This is a genomic window from Pedobacter sp. 22226 (assembly GCF_052045455.1).
Taxonomy (GTDB): domain Bacteria; phylum Bacteroidota; class Bacteroidia; order Sphingobacteriales; family Sphingobacteriaceae; genus Pedobacter; species Pedobacter jeongneungensis.
The window spans coordinates 61722-85364 of the sequence record NZ_JBQEPB010000010.1 but is presented as its reverse complement, the minus strand read 5'-3'; the positions used below and the strand labels follow the sequence as shown (position 1 = coordinate 85364).

Here is a 23643-nt window from a genome sequence, read left to right as displayed (position 1 = left end):
TTTTTGCTTGCAAGATCCTTTAATATGCTGTCATGCTGAGGAACGAAGCATCTGCAACCATGAAACACTGCTTTAAACCCCGGCACTTCAAAACCCGCAAAAAAGATTGCAGAGAATGGCAGGACTACAGCACCTATGAAATACTCACATCCATTTCTAAACCATAAAAATCCTGCTATTTATCAAACTCATCAGTATTCGACTACGTTCAGACCGACAAGCACCGCCTCCCCGATATGTGTCTTCCCAGAACAGAATAACATTATTGAGAGATAACCGAAAATGGTCTGTGAGCACACAGACCACGGAAGTTTGTCTTTATGAACCAACCATTGTTTAATAAACCTGACAGCAGCGAAAATCCTTTTTGCTTGCACTAACTTTTAATATGCTGTCATGCTGAGGCACGAAGCATCTCCAGACCATGAAACACTGCTTTAAACCCCGGCACTTCAAAACCCGCAAAAAGATTGCAGCGAATGGCAGGGCTACAGCAGCTATGAAATACTCACATCCGTTTCTGAACCATAAAAAGCTAAATTTTGATTATTGATGCTCTTTTAAATTTAACTAAAAGTCTTCGAATACGCTACCATTGACAGATTTAGAAAGGTAGTCAATTGCGAGGAGGAACGACGAAGCAATCTTTCCTGCTAGCGATCATTGTTAGAAAGATTGCTTCGTCGGCTGAAAAAGCCTTCTCGCAATGACGAACTTAGCGGCTTATCATTGCGCGAAGATTCTTCTGTCATTCATATTGATTTTTATAAAATTAATTATCCCTCACACTGACAAACATCTCATATAATTAAACTCATGAAGTAATGCCTATACTTTTGCCTTGTAAAACTTTATTAGTTCCCCTACACAAAAGCGGAGAACCCGGTTATCGCCCGGCCTACAATTAGCGTATTAATTTCTTTTGTACCCTCATACGAATAAATAGCCTCGGCATCGGCCACAAAACGGGCTACATTATATTCGAGCAAAATGCCGTTGCCTCCCATTACTTCACGGGCTTTACTTACCACATCGCGTGTTCTTAACGAACAGAATACTTTAGCTAATGAAGCATGCTCATCTTTCAACAAACCCTGATCCTGCAATTGAGATAGCCTGAAACACAATGTTTGCATAGCTGTTAAATTCGATAGCATTTCTACCAGATGGTTCTGGATCAATTGAAAAGAGGCAATGGGTTTACCAAATTGTTTCCTGGTGCGGGTATATTCTAACGCATTCTCGTAGGCTCCCCTGGCGCAACCTACCGCTTGCCAGGCCACACCTGCCCTGGTCATCTGCAGCACTTTGGCCGTATCCTTAAATGAATTTGCATTCTGGAGGCGATCAGCTTCTTCTACCTCACAATTGGTTAAGGTAATAATTCCATTTTGCACAATGCGAAGGGCCATCTTATCCTGCATTTTTTCTACAGCAAAACCCGGATTATCTTTTTTTACAATAAAACCTTTAACCTCGCCGCTTTCCTCATCGCGGGCCCAAATAATCAGGATATCAGCAAAAGTTGCGTTACCAATCCACTTTTTCTGCCCGTTTAACACCCATTTGCCATCAACTTTTTTACAGGTGGTGGTTAAGCCTCCCGCTGCTGCAGACCCCACTTCGGGCTCAGTTAAGCCAAAGGCACCGATAATTTTAAATTGCTGCATCAGCGGCAGCCATTGCTGTTTTTGTTCTTCCGATCCGCACAAATAAATCGATCCCATGGCCAAACCGCTCTGCACCCCAAAAAAAGTAGAAATTGAGGTATCAATCCGCGCCATTTCCATAGCTAAAATACCTTCCATTAAATTTGATTTACCCGGACAGCCATAACCTTTATAGGTTAAGCCACAGATATTGAGTTCGGCCAGTTTTGGTATAATTTCGAAAGGAAACTCAGCTTTGTTCCAATAATGATTTACAATGGGTTTTACTTCTTTCTCTAAAAAAGCACGAACTTTTAGTTGTAATTCGCGGTCTTCATCTTTTAACGCTTCATCACCTAAATGATAGAAATCGCCTTCAATCGGGGGTAATTCTCTCTTTTTATGCGATCCTCCCATCATTTTCATCATGTCCTGGATCTGTTTATCATCCAGGTTTGATATCGTTTCGACCATTTTGGGTAAATCGACTTTTTTCGATAAAGCTTCTAGCTTATCGAAATCTACATGTTTAAAAAGATTGTACGCATTTTTGAGAGATGAGAATATATTCGCCATTATTATTCGTTTTGAGAATAACAAATGAAGGGTGTTTTTGTTGTTTTGTGATAAAAATTTTGACATTAACAGGCCAACGCTAAAAATGTAAAAACTATACCTGATTCGGATTGTTAACCTGAAAAATTTAACTAACCATGAGTATAGAAAATCAAAATCAGGGCCAAGAAGAGAGCTTCTTCGATAAAGCAAAAAACAAACTTAACGAATTAAAAGATAAAGCAGAAGATGCCTGGGAAGACGTTAAGGACAAGGCAGAGGATACATGGGAAAATGTAAAAGACAAAGCCGAAGAGTTAAAAGACAAAGCTGAAGACAAGTACGATGAGTTAAAAACAAAAGGCGCATTTGCTGCAGGCGAAGCCAAGGGAAATGCAGAAGCTACGGGCGAAAACCTGAAAGATAAAGCAAGTGATTTGGCAGATAAAGCTGCAGATAAGGTTGATGACCTTAAAACTCAGGCTGCTTTCAAAGCTGGTGAAATTAAAGGTAATCTTGATGCCAATAAATAACCATCTGTTTTAAACGAAAAAGGCAAACCGTTCAGGCTTGCCTTTTTTATTTTTCCCATTACCATAAAATTAATTGATTAAAACGGGAGAAAAAGACGGATAGGTAACTGGCTACCTCAAATCAAATAAATTATCTACACCTAACAATTTCCTCGAAGTAAAACCTTCGCCAAAAGTAGCACCGATGCTTTTACCAAATTCCCTCGCACGGCCAATCATACTTTCAAAAAATTCCGGCGAAGAAATATAAGTTTGTAATCCTTCTACATCAGGATTGTAGAATTGTGTTTTAAAAGCCTTAATGGACTCTATTTTCTTATCGATATGTTCGGTGATGTCCACAATAATATCAGGCTTTAAATACCTATCCTGTATGTACTGCAACAGCAACCTCGGGCGGTGTGCTTCCTGATTTACACCATCCACCGAAGTTTCGATTTTTGGCAAACCCGATAAAAATACCGAATCGTAAACCAGGTCGCCTGCCCTGCCATGATCCGGGTGACGGTCTTCCAACGCATTGCTTAAAATAATCTCTGGCTGGTATTTCCTGATCACTTTTATCACCTCCAAACGGTGAAACTCATCATTCTGAAAAAAACCATCACGCATACCCAGATTTTCGCGGGCATGTAAGCCTAAAATTTTCGCCGAATCTGCTGCTTCTTCATCCCTGGTCTCTGCAGTACCACGTGTACCCAGTTCGCCACGCGTTAAATCTACAATTCCAACTTTTTTACCGAGGGCAATATGTTTTAAAATCGTACCTGAACAGCAAAGCTCTGCATCATCAGGGTGCACGGCTATAACTAAAATATCTAATTTCATCTGTATTCTATTGGGCATTTTGGTTCAGCAACTGCTGAATTTTCTTTTTAATTTTCGAACTCAGTGGCTTGGTGAAGGGTAAAAAATAATCTACCAGTTCGCCATTTTTGTTCACAATATATTTATGGAAGTTCCAACGGGGCTTGGAACTTAATTTTGAATTTTGCTTTTTATCGCTCAAAAACTGATAAAGCGGATGAGCATGTGCACCACGCACCATAATCTTATCAAAAACAGGGAATTTTACGCCATGGTTAATCTCACAAAAAGAAGCAATATCCGAACCGTTTAAAGGCTCCTGCTTCCCGAAATCGTTGGTGGGAAAACCGAGAATTTCAAAATCAGGATGATTAATCTCATCTTTAAGTTGCTGTAATTCTTTTAACTGAGGGGTAAAGCCACATTCGGAAGCTGTATTTACAATTAAAACAACTTTGTTGCGGTAGGCTGATAATGGCTGTTCTTCGCCATTAATTTTCTTAACCTTAAATGAATAAATATTCGGAATGCGTTCCTGCATTATATGTTATTGATAAAATCCTGAGGTGCGGATAATCGATTCGATATCCCTGTCCTCATTAGGATCGTAAGTGCTTTTTAAATTATGTCCAACCACACGCGCAACAATCTGATAAGAAAATGCTGCAAAACCACCTTTGGTCTGTTTTACAATTTCATAAGTTGTGCGCCCCACTTCACGGTCGATCAGTTTCGTTAAAATCTGCCCCTGAGTAATTGTTAATTCTTTTATTTCGCGGTTAAACATGTCTTTAATTTCTTTATCACATTGCTTAACCAGCTGTTTCTGCTCTTTTTTCTCCGGTGTTCTGGCCAAATCCTGTTCTAATTGCTCATACCGGCGCTTGGCAAACAGCGCATAAGGCATAACCTTTAACACATTGTATCTTAATCGGTTATAGGCAGCCTGCTCCGCCGGCGATTTCCAGATCCTTGCTGCATAAATGCTTACCTCATTAAGCTGCATCCACGGAATCATTACACCATTATCATTTGTTGAGGCCACTCTTATCGTATCACTTTTGCCCATTTTTGGAAACACCGGGGCAGCAGGCTCCTGTGCCCATAGCGAAATGCTACAAATCATTACAATACAAAGAAAAAAGAGCCCTTTAAATTTCATAAATTTATACTTTTACAAAGTTAGGTGTTATTTCATATATTAGTTGTTTCACAAAACTAATATAAGTTTTATTCAGAAATAAGACGCAATTTTTACGCAAAAAATACAAATGAAAACAGAGTTAGTGATTGATTTAGAGGCGGAAAAGCAGGAAATTCTAAAAAGATATAGGGCATTACTACGGGCAAGCAAGTCTACTTTACAAAAGGGCGACAAAAAAGAAATCAGGAAAGCTTTCGATATGGCGCTCGAAAGCCATAAAGATATGCGCCGTAAATCCGGCGAACCATATATCTATCACCCAATTGCCGTGGCACAGATTGCGGCAGAAGAAATTGGCCTCGGAACAACCTCAATTGTATGTGCCCTGTTGCATGATGTAGTAGAAGATACCGACATCACTTTAGAAGATATTGAACGCGAATTTGGCAAGAAAACTGCTAAAATTATAGATGGTTTAACCAAAATTTCGGGCGTTTTTGACACCAACAGCTCTTTACAGGCAGAAAATTTTCGTAAAATGCTGCTTACCCTTGCCGATGATGTTAGGGTAATTTTGATTAAACTGGCTGATCGTTTGCACAATATGCGTACGATGGATTTTATGCCGCGCCATAAGCAGCTTAAAATCGCTTCCGAAACCATTTATTTATACGCCCCACTCGCCCATCGTTTGGGTTTATATGCGATAAAATCGGAACTGGAAGATCTTTCCATGAAATATCTTGATCCCGATACCTATAAATTTATCGCCAAAAAATTAAATGAGAAAAAAGCAGAACGTGCACTTTTCATTAAAAAATTCGTCGAGCCGATTGATGAAATCGTACATGAGCAGGGTTTGGTTGCCGATGTTTACGGCCGGCCAAAATCAATCCATTCCATCTGGAACAAAATGAAAAAGAAAAATATTCCTTTTGAAGAGGTATATGATCTTTTCGCCATCCGGATTATCCTGGATTCGGCTCCCGAAAATGAAAAAGCTGATTGCTGGAAAGCTTATTCGATTGTAACCGATTTATACCGTCCCAATCCGGACCGTTTACGCGACTGGGTTTCTTCTCCAAAAGGAAATGGTTACGAAAGTTTGCACACCACGGTAATGGGTCCACGCGGACAATGGGTTGAGGTACAGATCCGTACGCAACGCATGAACGAAATTGCAGAAAAAGGTTTCGCAGCACACTGGAAGTATAAAGAGTCGAGCAATGATAACGGTCTGGATCAGTGGATTCAGAAAGTACGCGAAATGCTGAGTAATCCCGAAGCCAATGCTTTAGATTTCCTTGATGATTTTAAAATGAACCTTTTCTCTGATGAGATTTTCATTTTTACACCAAAAGGTGCATTGATCCAGTTGCCATTGGGTGCTACAGCTTTAGATTTTGCTTTCGAGATCCATACCGATGTGGGCGCAACCTGTATCGGCGCTAAAGTGAACCATAAACTGGTTCCGATTTCTTATAAATTGCAAAATGGCGATCAGGTAGAGATTATTACCTCGAGCAAGCAGGCACCAAAAGAAGATTGGCTGAATGTGGTGGTTACAGCAAAGGCAAAATCGAAGATTAAATCATCTCTAAAAGAAGAAAAACGCAAAATTGCCGAAAATGGCAAGGAAATTTTAGAAAGAAAACTAAAATCGTTAAAAATAACCTACAATACCGATAACATTCAAAAACTGAGTTATTTCTTTAAACTCCCTTCTACACAAGAGCTTTTTGTAAATGTAGCCCTCGGAAAAATCGAGCTGAAAGATATCAGAGAATACCTGACGAGCGAAAAAGAAGTAGAAAACCGTGGACCGGAACGCCCTGAAAATCTTTCTGTAGACGGGATTAAGAATAAAATTAAAGGCGGAGAATCTGACATTTTACTCATTGGTGAAGACATGCAGCGCATTGATTATACACTTGCGGCCTGTTGTAACCCGATCCCGGGCGATGATGTTTTTGGCTTTATTACGGTAAGTGAAGGCATTAAAATACACCGTACAAACTGTCCGAATGCTGCGCAATTGATGGCCAATTACGGTTATCGCGTAGTAAAAGCAAAATGGAATAAACAACAGGAACTCACTTTCTTAACCGGCCTGCGCATTGTAGGTATTGATGATGTAGGCTTGATTAACAACATTACCAGGGTAATTTCGACAGATTTTAAGGTGAATATGCGTTCCATTACGGTCGACACCAACGAAGGAATATTTGATGGCTCGATTATGATTTTTGTAAATGATACCGAACATCTCGAAAACCTGATTAAAAATTTATTAAAGGTTAGAGGAGTTACCGGGGTGACCAGGTTTGATGCCTAGTTAGTCTGAAAGTCAGAAGTCCGGAGTATGAAGTCATTATTTTAAAAATAAATCGCAAGCTATTTGTGATTTAAACTCCGGACCTCTGACTTCCTGACCTCCGACTTATTACAACATTTCAACAATCTAACGCTCGAACAATCAAACAATTTACCTACCTTTGAATGGAGTTTAAATACTATGTCTGAACAAAAAACAAATGAGCTCGTTCGCAAGATTTTTGAAGCTTATTTAGAAAACAAAAATCTACGTAAAACACCAGAGCGTTTCGCGATATTGGAAGAAATATATTCAAGAAACGATCACTTTGATGTAGAAACCCTTTATATCCATATGAAAAACCAGAAGTACCGCGTAAGCCGTGCTACAGTTTATAATACGTTGGAATTACTGGTTTCATGCGATTTAGTTACCAAACACCAGTTTGGTAAAAATATGGCACAATTCGAAAAATCTTACGGTTACCGCCAGCACGATCACGTAATCTGTATCGAATGTGGTAAAGTGGTAGAATTCTGCGATCCCCGAATCCACCAGATCCAAACCATGGTTGGTGATCTTTTAAAATTTGATGTTAAACACCATTCGTTAAATCTTTATGGCTTCTGCTCTGATTGCAGTATGGCCAGAAAAGTTAACGAAAGTGCAGCAACTGCTGCAAAAATTGAAGCAAATTAAATCAAAATTCAAATAAAACCAGCTTAATTTATTAATAATGACGCAAGTAGATGTACTTCTCGGCCTGCAATGGGGCGATGAAGGAAAGGGAAAAATCGTTGATGTACTAAGTCCAAAATATGATCTTATTGCCCGTTTTCAGGGTGGCCCAAATGCCGGACATACTTTAGAGTTTGATGGCAAAAAATTCGTTTTAAACACCATCCCTTCAGGAATTTTTAACGAAAAAACCATGAACCTTATCGGTAATGGCGTAGTAATCGACCCTATTATCCTAAAAAGAGAGTTAGATAATTTAAAAAAAGCTGGTCATGATCCTGTTGCCGATGGTAAACTGGTAATTGCCCGTAAAGCACACTTAATTTTACCCACCCACCAATTACTGGATGCTGCTAACGAAGCGCGCATGGGTAAAAATAAAATCGGATCCACTTTAAAAGGTATAGGTCCAACTTATATGGATAAAACCGGCCGTAATGGTTTACGCGTTGGTGATACGACCCTACCTGATTTTAAAGAGCGTTATGCTAAATTAGTTGAAAAACATACCGAAATTCTTTCTCATTACGAAGGTTTTGAATATGAACTGGCTGAAAAAGAAGCATCTTTCTTTGAAGCGATCGAATTCTTAAAAACCATTCCGCATGTTGATAGCGAACATTATGTTAATGGCTTCTTAAAAGAAGGAAAAGCCGTTTTAGCTGAAGGTGCACAGGGAACATTACTGGATGTAGATTTTGGTTCATATCCTTTTGTAACCTCTAGTAACACTACCACTGCTGGTGCCTGTACTGGTTTGGGTATTGCGCCTAATAAAGTTGGTGCGGTTTATGGTATCTTTAAAGCTTATTGCACACGTGTTGGTGGTGGTCCTTTCCCTACCGAGTTAGATAACGAAGTTGGCGAAAATTTACGTTCACTAGGTCACGAATTTGGTGCAACTACAGGTCGTGCACGTCGTTGTGGCTGGATTGATCTTCCTGCATTAAAATATGCCATCATGTTAAACGGTGTAACCGAATTGATTATGATGAAAGCCGATGTCCTGGATACTTTCGATACCATTTATGCTTGTACACACTACGAATATAATGGCGAAACGATCGATTATATGCCTTACGACATTATTTCTATTGAACCAAAACCAGTATTAAAAGCAATTGACGGCTGGGCTACTGATGTAACCAAAATCACCTCTGTTGATGAAATTCCAGCTAAATTAACTGAATACATCGCGTTCTTGGAAAAAGAACTGGAAGTGCCAATTAAATTCCTTTCAGTTGGACCAGACAGGGCACAAACTTTAGAATTACATTAAAAAATCAGCATCGTCATCTCTACTGCATCGCAGCGAAATGGAGATGTCTATAACAAAAAAGCAATCTATAACGGGTTGCTTTTTTTGTTTGAAGCGTCATTCGCTATTTACTATCAAGTCGTCATCTCGACTGTAGCACAGCGAAATGGAGAGATCTATCTAGAAGTATCTCTAGTTAGATCTCTCGGCTGCGTTGCACTCCGCTCGAAATGACGTTACTCCTTTAAAACCGCTTTTCATACTAATTCCCGTTATTAATCGCAATTATAAACGCTTGTTTTTCAATATCAATTTGATTATTTTTGAATATAAAACTTTATTATGGCAACCATCTTAGAAAGCGAAATGCTAAATTATTTTACCCAGCTAGACGATGCCGAAAAAACTTCTGTAGTAAAAATGCTTAAAGCGTTTATAAACGGAAAAAAAGAAAATCAGAACACAACTATTGAGGAATATAACAATGAGCTTTTAGCTGCTGAAAGTGAGTTTAAAAGTGGTAATTATATCTCTCACAATGAATTATTAAATGAGATCAAAAATTGGTAACCAATAATATTGAAATTGTTTGGACTAAACAGGCAAAAAACCAATTAAGAGAAATCTATATATACATCAGCAAGGAATCTATCCAAAACGCAACAAAGGTTATTAATGATTTAACCCAAGCCGTAAGTAATATAGTTCTACAACCTGGAAAACATAAGATTGACCAATACAAAAATAATAATGATGGGACATATCGTGCTTTCGAAAAACATCATTTTAGAGTATCCTATCGAAATGAGAATGAAGTTATAAGAATACTTAGGATTAGACATACAAAAATGAATCCTAAAAAACACTAATTTTAAGTGATTGTCTTCATTTACAATAAAGATGCTTGAGACTCACATTTGCAATTTATATAGATAGAATTAAGCGATAAAATAGCTTCTCTTACCAATCCTCGTTGCAAACGAGGATTATAGTTATCAAAAGATAAAAATTAATTTCTTACAATTATCATCTCTATTTTTACCTTTGCGGCAGCTTGAAAACCCTGCAAAACATACCCGATTTTAAACAAAAAACTTTACACTGGGCCAATCAGTTCGAGGTTTGCTGTTTCTTAGACTCTAATAATTATAAAGATGACTATTCTGCCTATGATTTTATCATTGCAGCCGGTGTTAAACATGAATTAAAATGTGAAACAGGAAAGGCTTTCGAACACCTGAAAAGCTTTTACAATACGCATAAACAGTGGATTTTCGGCTTTTTCAGTTATGATTTAAAAAACGAAACAGAAGATCTTCAATCTAATAATCCTGACGGCTTAAATTTTCCGGATTTATACTTTTTTGTACCGAATTTCTTAATTGCTTTTAAAGAAGGAAAAGCTGAAATATTGCTCGGAGAGGAAACGGTTTTAGAAGAAATTGAATCGTTTCAACCGCAAAAACATAAAGAATCGGAAACTTTACAGATTTCGCAAAAATTATCAAAAGATCAATACATTGATAAAGTAGAAGCGTTAAGAGATCATATTTTAAGAGGCAATATCTATGAAGTTAATTTCTGCCAGGAGTTTTTTGCTGAAAATGCGGAGATAGATCCTGTCCAAACTTTCGAACTGCTCAATACCGTTTCTCCTACCCCATTTGCTGGCTATTTTAAAATCTATAATCAATATATCTTATCGGCAACGCCTGAAAGATTCTTATGCAAACGCGGTTCAAAACTGATTTCTCAACCCATAAAAGGCACAGCAAAAAGAAGTTCCGATTCGGCAGAAGATGAAGCGATAAAATTGCGGTTGAGAAACGATATTAAAGAACAGGCAGAAAACGTCATGATAGTGGATTTAGTGCGCCACGACCTTACAAAATCAGCTGTTAAAGGTTCGGTTAAGGTTGATGAGTTATTTGGCATCTACAGCTTCCCTCAGGTTCATCAGATGATTTCTACTATTAGTTGCGAATTAAACCCTGAAATCCATTTTATCGATGCCATAAAAAATGCATTCCCAATGGGTTCAATGACGGGCGCACCGAAAGTTAAAGCCATGAAATTGATTGAGCAATACGAAGTAACCAAAAGAGGCATTTATTCGGGTTCTTTCGGTTGTATCAGTCCTAATGGAGATTTCGATTTCAACGTGGTTATCCGCAGTATTTTATATAACGCTGAATCAAAATATCTGTCTTTTCAGGTCGGAGGAGCGATTACTTACCAAAGTGATGCGGCTTCAGAATATGAGGAGTGTTTGCTGAAAGCCAGTGCTATTTTGAAGGTTTTGGGAGATTAGTTCAATAGTCATTAGTTGACTCGTTCATTAGTCATTGGTCAGTAGTTCATTAGTTTATTACATAGTTTGTCATTCTGAACGCAGTGAAGAATCTTTCCATTTATGTTATCTCTTTTTCGTCGTAGCGTCTCGCTCTGATCAAAATAACAATTTTAGCTATAACTAAATGAACAGTCTTAGGGAGAGATCTATCCAGTATATCCTGCTTATTAGATTTCTCGACTGCGCTGCACTCCGCTCGAAATGACGGTAACTTGGAAAAACGATAAAAAAAGGTGGAATATTCTGCACTTTGCAAAACCTTCCACCTTTATACCTTTAATCTTCAAGCTTCCACTTATTTCTTATAATACTGTTGTGCTTCGGGCAAATATTTTTGAATCTGTGCAATACGGGTAGCATCACTTGGGTGTGTACTTAAAAATTCAGCAGGTTTTTGTGCTCCGGCAGAAGCAGCCGACATCCTGTTCCAGAAAGCAGTGGCACTTTGTGGATTATATCCGGCCATGGCCATAAAAATCAATCCCAAACGATCGGCTTCCAGCTCCTGGTTACGACTGAATTTCAACATCGCCACCGGGGTACCAACGCCATATAAAGTATTAAAAATAGATTGTGTTTTTGGATTTTTAGACAAAGCAACACCTGCAGCTGCACCAACACCCTGAGCAACCATTTCCTGCGACATACGTTCAGCTGAGTGACCAGCAATAGCGTGTGCAATCTCATGGCCCATCACCGTTGCTAAGCCAGCATCATCCTGTGTTACCGGCAAAATACCCGTGTAAACAACAATTTTACCACCTGGCATACACCATGCATTTTTTTCATTGTTTTGTACTACGTTAACTTCCCACTGGTAATCGGCAATTAAATTACCGTAGTTATTGCTGTTCATATAAGATTTTACAGCAGTAATTAACCTGCTGCCGATGGTTTTAACCTTTAATGCCTGTGCATTTGAAGCGGGCAAAACGGTTGATTTATTTTCTGTCAGGAAAGTACTGTAAGCTTGAAATGCCATTGGCAAAACCTGATCGTTACTAACTAAATCAAATCGACTACGGCCTGTTAAAGGAACTGTAGAACATGAGTTAAATAATAAAATACCAGCAACACTTGCTGTTAAAAATAACTTTTTCATAAATGCGATTTTAAATGATTAGTAATACCTGTAAGCAAAACCGAAGATTAAACAGCAAGCCTGTAAATAAGTTTTAATCAAATGTGTTTTGTTTAATTAATTAGTCTTCTTTCTAAACAAGTACACTTTGGATTCTTTGCCTTTCAGCAATCTTTCGAGGTTCTTTTGGTGGGTTACCAGGATTAAAATACAAACCACCATGCCATAAAGCACTTCAGATTTGATGGAAACCTGAAACAAAAAGACCACACTTAGCGGAAATGTAAAGCCTGCACAGATGGAACTTAATGAAACATATTTGGTTAATAACAACACCACCACGAAAACCAGAACGCAAAGCATAGATGCTTCAAAGTTTACTGCCAAAACCATTCCAAAAAGTGTAGCCACTCCTTTTCCTCCCCTAAAGCCGGCAAAAACAGGGAATAAATGCCCCATTACCGCGGTTACACCCAGGGCGAGCTGATAGTTAACAAAAACAACTGAATTTTGTGGTCCGGTTACCGACATGCCGATTAAATAGGCCAGATTGGTTGCGGTATAACCTTTTGCAATATCAATAATCATTACGGCAATTCCGGCTTTCTTGCCCAACACCCTGAATGTATTGGTTGCACCAGCATTGCCACTTCCATACTCCCTTACATCAACCCCATAAAAGGCCTGACCAAGCCATACAGCTGTTGGTATAGATCCAAAAAGGTAAGCAATTAATAGCGCGCTGAGAGAATAAACCGTAACCATAGCCTACAATGATACAAAAAATAAGCTTTTAATTTTATAGCAAATCACTTTAGTATGCTTTTAAACTCATATCCAGGCTTTTCACGGAGTGTGTTAGTGCACCCATTGAGATAAAATCGACGCCACAAGCTGCATATTCTGCAACATTCTCTTCGGTTATCCCTCCGGAAGCTTCTGTGATAAATTTACCGTCGATTAAGGCAACTGCTGCCCTCAGGTTTTCAAAGCTAAAATTATCAAGCATAATGCGGTCTACACCACCAATGGTTAAAACCTGTTTCAGCTCTTCTAAATTCCTCACTTCGACTTCTATCTGCAGGTTTTTATTTTTATCGGCAAGATATTTTTGCGCAGCTGTAATGGCATTCGCAATTCCTCCGGCATAATCTACATGATTATCTTTAATCAGGATCATATCATATAAACCGATGCGGTGGTTTACGCCGCCACCAATTCGCACGGCCCATTTTTCTAAATAACGAAGTCCGGGTGTGGTTTTGCGGGTATCTAAAATTTTGGTTTTAGTTGATTCCAGCAGCGAAACAATGCGATGGGTTTTTGTTGCAATACCGCTCATGCGTTGCATGCAGTTTAAAACCAAACGCTCTGCAATTAAAATAGAATGTGTGCTTCCCGAAACGGTTAAAGCAATATCGCCAACTTTTACTGCGGCGCCATCCTTCAATAGTACATCAACTTTCAGATCAGCATCAACTTCCTTAAAAATCTCAATAGCCAATTCGATTCCGGCCAAAATACCCTCTTCTTTGATAATGAGTTTTGCTTTTCCCTGTGTACCGGAAGGAATGGTTGAAAGTGAAGTATGATCGCCATCACCAACATCCTCGGTAAGGGCATTTTTTATAAATTGATGTATAAGTTGAATATCCAAAACGTAGGCTTTATGCCGCAAAAATAAGAATTATTTGGCAAAACTTTTCCGAATTCCGATTTAGCTTAATCCTTAACGGGTTCAATTCTTAATTCGGTGATCGAAAAACTGGTGTTAAATTTTTTCATCGTAATGGAAACCCTAAAAGTTTCTTTAGCGGTGCTAAGGATAATTACGCCGAAACGATAATTTGGATTGGTATTAATTTTATGAAAAATACTGGTTTTAACCGGGGGGTGTTTCACAAAAAAATCTCTCAAAATTTGTTCACCTTGTGCTTTTGAGTAGACATCTTCTTCATCAACTATGATCAGTTCGATCGTAGACGCAAAACTTTTGGCAATCTCTTTAGCGTTGCCAGCTTTAAAATACGAGGATAAATCATCAATAATATCAGCCTGGAAGGCTGTAGAACTGTATAACGATGACAAACTAATAATGAATAAAAATAAGCTCCGGATCATTTCTGTATTTTATACAGAACCCTACAGCTAAAATTATGCCATTAGCATATCAAAAAAAGGATTTCTTAATTTGTATAAGCATCAATAAAGTTATATTTGCCATATAAACAAAACACTAAAACATGTTATGCATGAAAATGTTTTAACAGGTATCAATAAATTTTACAATAAAGATGGTAAACGATAAAAAACTCGCGCTGATAATCCTTGATGGTTGGGGCTACGGAAAACAAGACAATTCTGATGCTGCTTATGCTGCCAACACTCCTTTTTTCGATTCGTTATTACAAAAATACCCAAATTCTAAACTCGAAGCATCTGGTGAGGCAGTAGGTTTGCCAGCAGGACAAATGGGAAACTCAGAAGTTGGACATATGAACTTAGGTGCCGGCCGTGTGGTTTACCAGGAACTTGGCAGAATTAACAAATCGATTACCGACAGAGAATTGCACCACAACCCCATTTTACTGGGCGCATTCGATTATGCTAAACAAAACAATAAAGCTGTCCATTTTATAGGGCTGGTTTCAAACGGTGGTGTGCATGCCCACATTGAACATTTAAAAGCTTTATGCGATGCAGCTAACGAAGCAAATGTACCCAATACTTATGTGCACGCATTTTTAGATGGCCGCGATACCGATCCAAATTCGGGATTAGGCTTTATTACCGATCTTCAAAATCATATTCAAAATACCAGTGCTAAATTAGCGACCATGGTTGGCCGTTACTATGCAATGGACCGCGATAACCGTTGGGAGCGCGTAAAGCAAGCTTATGATGTGATGGTAAATGGTGTTGGCGAAAAAACCCAGGATGCTTTGGCTGCGATCAAAAAATCGTATGCTGAAGGTATAACTGATGAATTTTTAAAACCGGTTGTATTAACACAGGATAATGGCGCTCCCGTTGCTACCATCCAGAATGATGACGTGGTAATCTGTTTCAATTTCCGTACGGATAGAGGCCGTGAAATTACCACTGCCCTAACACAGAAAGATTTCCCTGAGCAGCAAATGCACAAACTGCCTTTGTACTACGTTACCATGACTACCTATGACGAGAGTTTTGAAAAGGTAAATGTAATCTTCACCAAAGATGATTTAACCCAAACCATTGGTGAAGTATTGGCCAACAACAACAAAAATCAGATCCGCATTGCCGAAACTGAAAAATATCCACATGTAACCTTCTTTTTCTCTGGCGGTAGGGAAACCGAATTTGCTAACGAAAAACGTCTTTTAATCCCTTCGCCAAAAGTAGCTACTTACGATCTTCAGCCTGAAATGAGTGCTGCTGGCATTACCGAAGCCATTACCAAAGAAATGGAAACCGGCTGGGCCGATTTTATCTGTTTAAACTTTGCCAATCCGGATATGGTTGGCCATACCGGTGTTTTTGAAGCGGTAATTAAAGCTGTTGAAACTGCTGATAAATGCGCTGAAGAAGTGGTAAAAAAAGGTTTAGAACACGGTTATTCGTTTATTCTTCTGGCCGATCACGGAAACTCAGAGTTTATGGTAAATGGTGATGGTTCTGCCAATACTGCGCACACCACTAACCTGGTTCCTTGTATTTTAATTGATAACGATTACAAAACCATTGCTGATGGTAAATTGGGCGACATTGCTCCTACTATTTTAAAAATATTAGGTGTTGCCATTCCAACAGAAATGACAGGAAACGTTTTAGTATAATGACTAAAAAACTGTATATCCTGGTATTTGCTTTAGCCTTGTTTTCCTGTAATCAGCGAAAAAAAGCTGAAGCAAATACTGATCTGACATATTTCGATGTAAAAGGCTATTTCGGGAAAGAAATTTCGCGCATGCAGCAGTTAAACCCTGATGTGGACAAAACTGTAAGCATAAACGGAACTTCAGAAAACAAAAAATCAAAGATTAACGACTGGACTAAAGAATTGGCCATTTTTGTTAATGCCGATATCAATAAAACTTCATGGAAGGGAAGTTTTAAAACGGTTAAACAGAACGGAACTGATGTTTACACCTCTGACAGTAAAAAAATTCCGATTAAGAAAATTTCTGTAACAGAGAAAAATCAGCAAGTGGAAAAGGTGGAGATTATTATTGATAATAAAAACATCCTTTATCAATCGCAGGATACTTTAACATATTATCCTGATAGTTTGTATGCCATCAAAAAACAGCAGAAAATAAGGTTTTTAAATGAAAAGAAATATTCAATTATTGGAAAATTGAAATAAAAAAAGGGATTTGAATATGTTCAGATCCCTTTTTCTTTTGTTGGCCGGTTATTATTTCAAGCTCGCAATCTGCGCTTTATCATAAGTAACCCAATCAATAATATCTTTTCTTAACGGCTGCAAAGTCAATACTTTTTGGAAATCGGCAATTGAATTATTGAATAATGCCACGCAAGCTGTTTTCTCTTCTTTTTTCTTGGCTTTAAACGATTTAAAAATTGCATAATCCTTATAGGCTAAGCCACGGTTCTGAAACATCTGTGCATCTTCATCGCCATTAATCTCTATGGCTTTTGTAAAATCTTTGAGAGATGCCAGATAAAAGTTTTCGCGCATGGTATTTAACGATTCTTTAGGATCGTTGGCAATTTTTAACCGGGCAATTCCGCGATAATAATAAGCCGAAACCTCTGTTGGTTTAACGGTTAACAAACGGCTGTAAGTGGCAATACATTTCTCATATTCGCGGTTCTGAAAATATGAATATCCAAGCATCTGTAAAACCTGTGCATTATCAGGAGTTTTAAGATCGGCTTTTTCCAGTTGCGCAGCAGCGGTTTTATAGTCCCCTTTCATCATTGCCTGCATACTCCTTTCGTAATTGCTCTGTGCAAAACTAGCGGTAGATGAAAAAATAATAAGTCCTAAAATCGCCTTTTTAAAATAGTTCATGTATGAGTAATAAGTTTAACAAATCAAACGCCTATTAAATTATAGGAGAATTTTTTCGCAATATAATTCTATTCTGATAATTTAAAAGTTTTAATTTTCTTTCATTCAAAACCAAATGCGCCAAACATTAGCTTTAACGCTAAAATCGGCTTTATATGATATTGATGGAAATATTTATGTTACTCTGCCTTTTTAACATAAGATTAATACTATTTTCACTTTGGCACAAGAGTTGAATTTATTAACTTAATACAAAAATTAAACAAAGTGAATACGATTAAACTGCCAGTTTGTCGTTAGCGGAAAATGTGATAATGAGTAAACAAGATATATTTGATTTCCAGTCAGCAATGCCAATCATCAACGAAGATACCGAGTTTTTCCCTTTAATGTCTCAGCAGGACGAAGAGGAAATGAACAATGAGGAAACCCCTGATACATTGGCCATATTGCCTTTGCGAAACACCGTTTTATTTCCGGGTGTAGTGATTCCCATTACGGTTGGCCGGGATAAATCAATTAAATTAATTAAGGAAGCCTATAAGGGAAATAAAATTATCGGAGTGGTATCTCAAAAGGATGTTTCGATAGAAGACCCTACCTTTGAGCAACTTAACACCGTTGGTACCGTTGCAAACATCATTAAACTGTTGCAGATGCCTGACGGAAATACCACTGTAATTATACAGGGTAAACAACGTTTCAGCCTGATAGAAGAAGTACAGAACGAGCCTTATATTAAAGCCGTTGTTAAAAAGTTTGAAGAGCAGAAACATAAAGCAGATAAAGAGTTCAAAACATTGATCGCCTCTATCCGCGAGATGTCTGCACAGATTATCCAGCTTTCTCCGAATATCCCGAGCGAGGCCAGCATCGCGCTTAAAAATATAGAGAGCAATTCATTTTTGATCAATTTTATTTCGTCAAACATGAATGCCGAAATGGCCGATAAGCAAAAAATCCTCGAAATGGATAAATTGCAGGAAAGGGCACAAAAGGTAATGGAGCTTTTAATGGTAGAACTGCAGATGCTGGAACTGAGAAACCAGATCCAGTCTAAAGTGCGTACCGATCTGGACAAGCAACAACGTGATTATTTCTTAAATCAGCAGTTAAAAACCATTCAGGAAGAATTGGGTGGCAATTCTGCTGATTTAGAGTTTGATGCTTTACAGGAAAAAGCCAAAAAGAAAAAATGGGCACAGACCGTTGCCGACCATTTTGATAAGGAATTAGATAAATTAGGCAGGATGAATCCTGCTGCTCCCGATTATTCGGTACAGTTAAATTACCTTGAACTGCTGCTAGATTTACCCTGGAGTGAGTTTACAAAGGATAATTTCGACCTGAAAAGAGCACAGCGCATCTTAGATAAGGATCACTTTGGTTTAGAAAAAGTAAAGCAGCGTATTATCGAGTACCTGGCCGTTCTGAAACTAAAGCGTAATATGAAAGCGCCGATTTTATGCCTGGTTGGCCCTCCGGGAGTGGGTAAAACATCTTTGGGTAAATCAATTGCCAAAGCTTTAGGCCGTAAATATGTGCGGATGGCTTTGGGTGGTATCCGCGATGAAGCCGAAATCCGTGGTCACCGTAAAACCTATATTGGTGCAATGCCTGGCCGTATTATTTCTTCCATCAAAAAAGCTGGCGCAGATAACCCTGTTTTCGTTTTAGATGAGATTGATAAAGTAGGTACCGATCATCGTGGCGATCCGTCATCAGCTTTGCTGGAGGTTTTGGATCCTGAACAGAATAATGCTTTTTACGATCATTATGTAGAGGTGGATTACGATTTATCGAATATCCTGTTTATAGCCACCGCAAATTCTTTAAGTACCATACAACCTGCTTTGTTAGATCGTATGGAAATTATTGAAGTAAACGGATATACCATTGAAGAAAAAATAGAGATTGCCAAAAAATACCTGTTGCCAAAACAGAAAGAAAATCATGGTTTGCAGACGAAGGATATCAGCCTTAAACCTGCGTTGATTGAGAAAGTGATCGAAGATTACACAAGAGAATCGGGTGTTCGTGGTTTAGAGAAAAAAATAGGTTCGCTTGTGCGTGGTGTAGCCACAAAAATTGCCATGGAAGAAACCTATGAAGCTAACTTAACCAATGATGATGTTGAGCGTATTTTAGGTGCACCGATTTTCGATAAAGATTTGTACGAAGGCAATGAAGTTGCCGGCGTGGTAACCGGTTTAGCCTGGACAAGCGTGGGTGGCGATATTTTATTCATCGAGTCGAGCTTAAGTCCTGGAAAAGGAAAACTGACCTTAACTGGTAACCTGGGTGATGTAATGAAAGAATCAGCAGTAATTGCTCTGGCTTATTTACGCGCCCATGCTGCAGAATTTGGCATCGATTATACTTTATTTGATAACTGGGATGTTCACGTTCACGTTCCGGCAGGTGCTACGCCAAAAGATGGCCCATCGGCAGGTGTAACCATGCTAACGGCTTTAACTTCGGCATTTACACAGCGTAAAGTAAAGCAACATTTAGCCATGACAGGTGAGATTACACTGCGTGGAAAAGTACTTCCGGTTGGTGGGATAAAAGAAAAAATACTTGCTGCAAAAAGGGCAAATATCAAAGAAATTATCCTTTGCAAAAGCAACCGTAAAGATATTTTAGAGATCAAAGAAAGTTACATTAAAGATTTAACATTCCACTATGTAACCGAAATGAGCGAGGTAATTGAACTGGCATTAACTAAAAACAAGGTTAAAAAACCTTTGGATTTGAGCATTAAAATTGCACCGATTGTAAACTAATTGGTAAATCTTTTTGATTAACAGTCAAAAATCCAATTACAATAAATACTTTTATAGTCCCGGTAATCATCGGGACTTTTTTTATGAAATCAATTTTATCCGCCATAGTTTTTTGTCTGGTTGTTTCAACCGGTTTTGCTCAATCTTTTAAAAACGAATTTGGTTTTAAAACTGAAAACGATGCTTATCTGGCTACTTTAAACGACCGTTACTACACCAATGGCTTATTTATTTATTATCGCAGGGCACTAAATACCGAAAAGCTTTCTGATAAAATAGAAAAAAAGACTTTCGAAATTTCTGCCGGACAGAAAATGTACACCCCGTATTGGGGGCAGGTACCCAACAAAGAAGACCAGGACAGGCCTTTTGCGGGATATTTGTATGCTGGCGGCGCCTATTCTGTTTTCTATAAAAATGAAAGTGTGTTAAAAACCAGTGTAGAGGTGGGTACGGTTGGCCCTAACTCGCTTGCCCAGGATGCGCAACGTTTTCTACATAAAACCGTTGGTTTCTACACTCCGGCAGGCTGGGACTATCAGATTAAAAACGAACTGGCTGTAAATTTCGCAGCAAATTATAGCAAATTACTTTTTAGGCCCGAAGATCCTGTTTTTGATATCAGCGGACAGGGTTATGCCAATTTAGGCACCACTTTTTCTGGTTTGGGTGCGGCTGCACTTGTTAGGATTGGCAAATTAAATCAATTGTTTAACAGTGCTTACCATAATGCAGTAATCGGGAATTCGAAAACTAAAAGCCTGAACAATTCGGAATTTTTCTTTTATGTAAAACCACAGCTTAATTTTGTAGCTTATGATGCTACGATACAGGGAAGTTTGTTTAACAACAATAGTCCGGTTACGTTTGGGGTAAAACCGATTGTTTTTGAGCAACAATTTGGTGTAAATTATAGTTCGAGAAGATTTACTGCTGATTTTAACGTGATTTTTAAAACAAAAGAGGTAAAAAGTGTTGCCAAAGCACAGAATTACGGTGGATTGAGCTTGTATTACAGGTTTGGGAAGAGTTAATTGGTTAACTGGTTGAACCGGTTAATCGGTTAATTGAGGAATAACTCGTAACTGAAAACTGCGAACTGTGAACTGGTAAAGGTTAATTGCTTAACTGTTTAAATCGGTTAATTGGAGTGATCACTGGCAACTGAAAACTGGCAGCTGTTAACTGGTAAAGGTCTAATGAAATGAAAAAATAAATTTACTGTATGAAAAAAGTAATTGTTTTTGCCATTTTACTCGTTATTGCTGCTGCAGCTATTTACAATCTGTATCCTGAAAAAAAACTTCCTGGTAATATCGAAATTGATTATATCGTTGTCAAAAAATCCAACCGGAGGTTGCTGGCTTATTCAAAGCAAAAACTAATCAAAACGTATGAGATTTCTTTAGGCAACCATCCTACCGGACATAAAGTATTTGAAGGCGACGAAAAAACGCCTGAAGGTATTTATACCATTAATGCTAAAAATCCGAACAGTGACTATCATAAAAACCTGGGGGTATCTTATCCGAATGCAAAAGATATAGCCACGGCCAAATTACTTGGCAAGGATCCGGGTGGCGACATTAAAGTACATGGAATCAGAAACCATATAGGTTTTATTGGTAAATTTCAAAGGCTTTTCGACTGGACCAACGGCTGTATGGCTTTAACCAATACAGAAATAGATGAATTGTTTACTGCTGTAAAAATTGGAACCAAAATTGAGATCAGGCCTTAAATTCTATTTTGAATTTGAGAAGTAGAAATTATAAAAAGGGCGATTAAATCGCCCTTTTATTTTTACTAATTTTTAAGTTTTACTGTTTTGGACGCATAATACTGATCGAGGTAAGCTTTCACTTCAGCTTTTTTAACTGCATCATCAATAAAGTTATATAGCGGAATCAAACCATCATCGGTAGCGCCTATAAAAGTCGCTTTATCTTCAGTTGTGGAAGCTACCCAATTGTTAATGTTCAAAATTAACCTGCTATTTATCGTTTCGGTTTTTAGTTTACTGATATCGCCACCGGTTGAACTATAATAAATCTGAGCTGAACTATTATCATTTAAATCGCGGAGGTTAGGATCGTCCAGATAGCCGGTAGGCAAACCAAATGTTCTTTTTAGTGTATAACGCAATCCTTCCATAATAATATTCCCCCTTCTTCCATTCTGAGGCGCTTCTGCCTGATAAACAACATCGAATTTAGAGCCTATTTTTATTTCCGCCAGCACATGTGTTCCATATTTATTAATAAGTTCCTGCGTGCTTAATAAAGTAATATCCCTTTTAAAATCAGCTGTTAAATAATTATTCACACGCAATTGTTCATCAAAATTATATCTCTTCCATATCATATAGTAAGAATAATACCCGTAGACATATTTTTTATCCGTAATATCAGTGCCAGGAAATTTATCGATCGTGTTTCCAAAAAGCTTTAAGCCCTTGGTTGCATCGTATGAATTAGAAAGTTTTGTTGCCAGATCTACTGCACTTTCACTCTGAATGGTGGTCCACGAACTTTCTGTTCCCCCCGCTAGGTTAACCCTGTATTTACCGCTGACATCATAAGCAGGAATGTCGACTACACCAGCTCTTACAGAAACAGCATCATTGAATTTATCCGTAACATCATATCCATTGCCTAAAAAACTATATTTTACGGATGGCCGGTACAAAGGCTGTGTTTCTTGTGTTGCTCCTTTAACAGTAAAAGCAATATCAGGCGATAATTTTTCTTCAGGAACCTGATTTGGAATTTCTTCTGAGTTTTTCTTGCAGGCAGCAAGTGTGGCCATGAGGGCCAGCGCTAAAATAGTTTTTTTCATTTGGTTTAATTATTTGTGTGTGTGCCAGCACCGTCAATTTTTATGCCATTGACACGCACAAATTTTAAACTTTGATAAGCTTTCTCAAAACACAAATGAGAATAACTAAATAAATAGTAGAAAATTAAATTTAAGCCATTAAAAACCAGTCATTTTCCTGTTTTTCTTCTTTTCGGAGGTAGAGGCTTTATTTTTTAATCTTTTTTCGATAACCGCTTTGGGAATTTTAGTCGGTTTTCTCTTTTTTTGTACAATAAGCGATCGTTTTAACAAATCGATCAGTTTTACAATGGTTTTCTCTTTGTTAAGCAGCTGACTTCTATCTTCCTGCGACACGATGTGCAAAAGTCCTTCAGCATCCAAACGACGCTGAAGTTTTTCTTTCAAAAGTGCTTTTTCTTCCTCACTAAAATATTCAAAAGCATCAATACTGAAAATAAGCTCTACCTTACTCGAAACTTTATTTACATTTTGCCCACCTTTACCCCCACTTCTGGAAGTTTTGAAAGTAACAGACCGTAAAATTTCTTCTTTTGCAGGCAACATGCTGCAAAAGTAAGAATTTGC

The 23643-nt window shown here is 38.1% G+C and carries 23 protein-coding genes; 12 read left to right on the top strand and 11 right to left on the bottom strand.

From position 1 onward, the window contains the following. Window positions 1–863: 863 nt before the first annotated feature. Entirely contained in the window at window positions 864–2225 is a 1362-nt protein-coding gene (locus ACTJKC_RS21260; RefSeq protein ID WP_440795091.1) for an acyl-CoA dehydrogenase family protein, read from the bottom strand. A gap of 137 nt (window positions 2226–2362) precedes the next feature. Between ACTJKC_RS21260 and ACTJKC_RS21255 the strand changes: the two genes are divergently transcribed. Next, window positions 2363–2737 (top strand): YtxH domain-containing protein, encoded by a 375-nt coding sequence (locus ACTJKC_RS21255; RefSeq protein ID WP_344850382.1) that lies wholly within the window; start codon window positions 2363–2365, stop codon window positions 2735–2737. A 111-nt stretch (window positions 2738–2848) separates the two neighbouring features. Here ACTJKC_RS21255 and bshB1 read toward each other — a convergent pair whose 3' ends face one another. The 3 genes from bshB1 to ACTJKC_RS21240 are packed head-to-tail and all read right to left on the bottom strand — an operon-like array spanning window position 2849 to window position 4706. After that, window positions 2849–3565 (bottom strand): bacillithiol biosynthesis deacetylase BshB1, encoded by a 717-nt coding sequence (gene bshB1, locus ACTJKC_RS21250; RefSeq protein ID WP_344850380.1) that lies wholly within the window; start codon window positions 3563–3565, stop codon window positions 2849–2851. A 7-nt stretch (window positions 3566–3572) separates the two neighbouring features. Then, a complete protein-coding gene (locus tag ACTJKC_RS21245; protein ID WP_344850378.1) occupies window positions 3573–4085 on the bottom strand; it encodes a glutathione peroxidase in 513 nt (170 codons plus the stop codon). Window positions 4086–4091: 6 nt separating this feature from the next. Continuing rightward, on the bottom strand, window positions 4092–4706 hold the full coding sequence (locus ACTJKC_RS21240) for a DUF4294 domain-containing protein (RefSeq protein WP_344850377.1): 615 nt from the start codon (window positions 4704–4706) through the stop codon (window positions 4092–4094). 109 nt (window positions 4707–4815) lie between these two features. On the opposite strand from ACTJKC_RS21240, the gene ACTJKC_RS21235 reads away from it, so the two are divergent. The 6 genes from ACTJKC_RS21235 to ACTJKC_RS21210 all read left to right on the top strand — a co-directional run bounded on the left by ACTJKC_RS21235 (window position 4816) and on the right by ACTJKC_RS21210 (window position 11309). After that, on the top strand, window positions 4816–7023 hold the full coding sequence (locus ACTJKC_RS21235) for a RelA/SpoT family protein (RefSeq protein WP_344850375.1): 2208 nt from the start codon (window positions 4816–4818) through the stop codon (window positions 7021–7023). Window positions 7024–7203: 180 nt separating this feature from the next. Further along, complete coding sequence (locus ACTJKC_RS21230; protein ID WP_025143668.1) at window positions 7204–7701, top strand: Fur family transcriptional regulator; 498 nt, start codon at window positions 7204–7206, stop codon at window positions 7699–7701. 37 nt (window positions 7702–7738) lie between these two features. Then, complete coding sequence (locus ACTJKC_RS21225; protein WP_344850372.1) at window positions 7739–9019, top strand: adenylosuccinate synthase; 1281 nt, start codon at window positions 7739–7741, stop codon at window positions 9017–9019. Between the two features lie 321 nt (window positions 9020–9340). Then, a complete protein-coding gene (locus tag ACTJKC_RS21220) occupies window positions 9341–9568 on the top strand; it encodes a hypothetical protein (RefSeq protein ID WP_440795086.1) in 228 nt (75 codons plus the stop codon). Beyond that, window positions 9562–9867 (top strand): type II toxin-antitoxin system RelE/ParE family toxin, encoded by a 306-nt coding sequence (locus ACTJKC_RS21215; protein ID WP_440795084.1) that lies wholly within the window; start codon window positions 9562–9564, stop codon window positions 9865–9867. The genes ACTJKC_RS21220 and ACTJKC_RS21215 overlap by 7 nt, the downstream gene beginning before the upstream one ends. A gap of 185 nt (window positions 9868–10052) precedes the next feature. Continuing rightward, window positions 10053–11309, top strand: coding sequence for an anthranilate synthase component I family protein (locus tag ACTJKC_RS21210; protein ID WP_440795082.1), 1257 nt, complete (start codon window positions 10053–10055; stop codon window positions 11307–11309). Window positions 11310–11646: 337 nt separating this feature from the next. Here ACTJKC_RS21210 and ACTJKC_RS21205 read toward each other — a convergent pair whose 3' ends face one another. The 4 genes from ACTJKC_RS21205 to ACTJKC_RS21190 form a co-directional block, all read right to left on the bottom strand. Next, window positions 11647–12453: a M48 family metallopeptidase gene (locus tag ACTJKC_RS21205; RefSeq protein WP_055906438.1), complete on the bottom strand. Its 807-nt coding sequence runs from the start codon at window positions 12451–12453 to the stop codon at window positions 11647–11649. A 96-nt stretch (window positions 12454–12549) separates the two neighbouring features. Continuing rightward, window positions 12550–13197: a glycerol-3-phosphate 1-O-acyltransferase PlsY gene (plsY, locus tag ACTJKC_RS21200; RefSeq protein WP_025143663.1), complete on the bottom strand. Its 648-nt coding sequence runs from the start codon at window positions 13195–13197 to the stop codon at window positions 12550–12552. Between the two features lie 49 nt (window positions 13198–13246). Beyond that, window positions 13247–14089, bottom strand: coding sequence for a carboxylating nicotinate-nucleotide diphosphorylase (gene nadC / locus ACTJKC_RS21195; protein ID WP_440795079.1), 843 nt, complete (start codon window positions 14087–14089; stop codon window positions 13247–13249). Between the two features lie 65 nt (window positions 14090–14154). Then, window positions 14155–14520: a DUF4783 domain-containing protein gene (locus ACTJKC_RS21190; RefSeq protein WP_440795077.1), complete on the bottom strand. Its 366-nt coding sequence runs from the start codon at window positions 14518–14520 to the stop codon at window positions 14155–14157. Between the two features lie 206 nt (window positions 14521–14726). On the opposite strand from ACTJKC_RS21190, the gene gpmI reads away from it, so the two are divergent. Then, entirely contained in the window at window positions 14727–16250 is a 1524-nt protein-coding gene (gene gpmI, locus ACTJKC_RS21185; protein ID WP_440795075.1) for a 2,3-bisphosphoglycerate-independent phosphoglycerate mutase, read from the top strand. Next, window positions 16250–16780, top strand: coding sequence for a hypothetical protein (locus tag ACTJKC_RS21180; protein ID WP_440795073.1), 531 nt, complete (start codon window positions 16250–16252; stop codon window positions 16778–16780). The genes gpmI and ACTJKC_RS21180 overlap by 1 nt, the downstream gene beginning before the upstream one ends. Window positions 16781–16831: 51 nt before the next feature. On the opposite strand, the gene ACTJKC_RS21175 is transcribed toward ACTJKC_RS21180, so the two are convergent. Then, on the bottom strand, window positions 16832–17452 hold the full coding sequence (locus tag ACTJKC_RS21175; protein WP_344850358.1) for a tetratricopeptide repeat protein: 621 nt from the start codon (window positions 17450–17452) through the stop codon (window positions 16832–16834). 314 nt (window positions 17453–17766) lie between these two features. Here ACTJKC_RS21175 and lon point away from each other — a divergent pair, with 314 nt between their 5' ends. The 3 genes from lon (at window position 17767) to ACTJKC_RS21160 (ending at window position 21979) form a co-directional block, all read left to right on the top strand. Then, window positions 17767–20238, top strand: coding sequence for an endopeptidase La (gene lon / locus ACTJKC_RS21170; protein WP_440795071.1), 2472 nt, complete (start codon window positions 17767–17769; stop codon window positions 20236–20238). 83 nt (window positions 20239–20321) lie between these two features. After that, complete coding sequence (locus ACTJKC_RS21165) at window positions 20322–21272, top strand: lipid A deacylase LpxR family protein (protein ID WP_440795070.1); 951 nt, start codon at window positions 20322–20324, stop codon at window positions 21270–21272. A gap of 191 nt (window positions 21273–21463) precedes the next feature. Further along, a complete protein-coding gene (locus tag ACTJKC_RS21160) occupies window positions 21464–21979 on the top strand; it encodes a L,D-transpeptidase family protein (protein WP_440795068.1) in 516 nt (171 codons plus the stop codon). A gap of 65 nt (window positions 21980–22044) precedes the next feature. Here the strand turns inward: ACTJKC_RS21160 and ACTJKC_RS21155 are convergent, their stop codons facing one another. Together ACTJKC_RS21155 and arfB are read right to left on the bottom strand one after the other, a co-directional pair. Next, window positions 22045–23076, bottom strand: a complete 1032-nt coding sequence (locus ACTJKC_RS21155; RefSeq protein WP_440795066.1) for an MAC/perforin domain-containing protein — start codon at window positions 23074–23076, stop codon at window positions 22045–22047. 138 nt (window positions 23077–23214) lie between these two features. Beyond that, window positions 23215–23622 (bottom strand): alternative ribosome rescue aminoacyl-tRNA hydrolase ArfB, encoded by a 408-nt coding sequence (gene arfB, locus ACTJKC_RS21150; protein WP_440795064.1) that lies wholly within the window; start codon window positions 23620–23622, stop codon window positions 23215–23217. Window positions 23623–23643: the final 21 nt, after the last annotated feature.

Excerpts from the sequence above, each read along its gene's own strand:
- ACTJKC_RS21260 (WP_440795091.1), bottom strand. The coding sequence starts at position 2,225 with ATGGCGAATATATTCTCATCTCTCAAAAATGCGTACAATCTTTTTAAA.
- ACTJKC_RS21255 (WP_344850382.1), top strand. The coding sequence starts at position 2,363 with ATGAGTATAGAAAATCAAAATCAGGGCCAAGAAGAGAGCTTCTTCGAT.
- bshB1 (WP_344850380.1), bottom strand. The coding sequence starts at position 3,565 with ATGAAATTAGATATTTTAGTTATAGCCGTGCACCCTGATGATGCAGAG.
- ACTJKC_RS21245 (WP_344850378.1), bottom strand. The coding sequence starts at position 4,085 with ATGCAGGAACGCATTCCGAATATTTATTCATTTAAGGTTAAGAAAATT.
- ACTJKC_RS21240 (WP_344850377.1), bottom strand. The coding sequence starts at position 4,706 with ATGAAATTTAAAGGGCTCTTTTTTCTTTGTATTGTAATGATTTGTAGC.
- ACTJKC_RS21235 (WP_344850375.1), top strand. The coding sequence starts at position 4,816 with ATGAAAACAGAGTTAGTGATTGATTTAGAGGCGGAAAAGCAGGAAATT.
- ACTJKC_RS21230 (WP_025143668.1), top strand. The coding sequence starts at position 7,204 with ATGTCTGAACAAAAAACAAATGAGCTCGTTCGCAAGATTTTTGAAGCT.
- ACTJKC_RS21225 (WP_344850372.1), top strand. The coding sequence starts at position 7,739 with ATGACGCAAGTAGATGTACTTCTCGGCCTGCAATGGGGCGATGAAGGA.
- ACTJKC_RS21220 (WP_440795086.1), top strand. The coding sequence starts at position 9,341 with ATGGCAACCATCTTAGAAAGCGAAATGCTAAATTATTTTACCCAGCTA.
- ACTJKC_RS21205 (WP_055906438.1), bottom strand. The coding sequence starts at position 12,453 with ATGAAAAAGTTATTTTTAACAGCAAGTGTTGCTGGTATTTTATTATTT.
- plsY (WP_025143663.1), bottom strand. The coding sequence starts at position 13,197 with ATGGTTACGGTTTATTCTCTCAGCGCGCTATTAATTGCTTACCTTTTT.
- gpmI (WP_440795075.1), top strand. The coding sequence starts at position 14,727 with ATGGTAAACGATAAAAAACTCGCGCTGATAATCCTTGATGGTTGGGGC.
- ACTJKC_RS21180 (WP_440795073.1), top strand. The coding sequence starts at position 16,250 with ATGACTAAAAAACTGTATATCCTGGTATTTGCTTTAGCCTTGTTTTCC.
- ACTJKC_RS21175 (WP_344850358.1), bottom strand. The coding sequence starts at position 17,452 with ATGAACTATTTTAAAAAGGCGATTTTAGGACTTATTATTTTTTCATCT.
- lon (WP_440795071.1), top strand. The coding sequence starts at position 17,767 with ATGAGTAAACAAGATATATTTGATTTCCAGTCAGCAATGCCAATCATC.
- ACTJKC_RS21165 (WP_440795070.1), top strand. The coding sequence starts at position 20,322 with ATGAAATCAATTTTATCCGCCATAGTTTTTTGTCTGGTTGTTTCAACC.
- ACTJKC_RS21160 (WP_440795068.1), top strand. The coding sequence starts at position 21,464 with ATGAAAAAAGTAATTGTTTTTGCCATTTTACTCGTTATTGCTGCTGCA.
- ACTJKC_RS21155 (WP_440795066.1), bottom strand. The coding sequence starts at position 23,076 with ATGAAAAAAACTATTTTAGCGCTGGCCCTCATGGCCACACTTGCTGCC.
- arfB (WP_440795064.1), bottom strand. The coding sequence starts at position 23,622 with ATGTTGCCTGCAAAAGAAGAAATTTTACGGTCTGTTACTTTCAAAACT.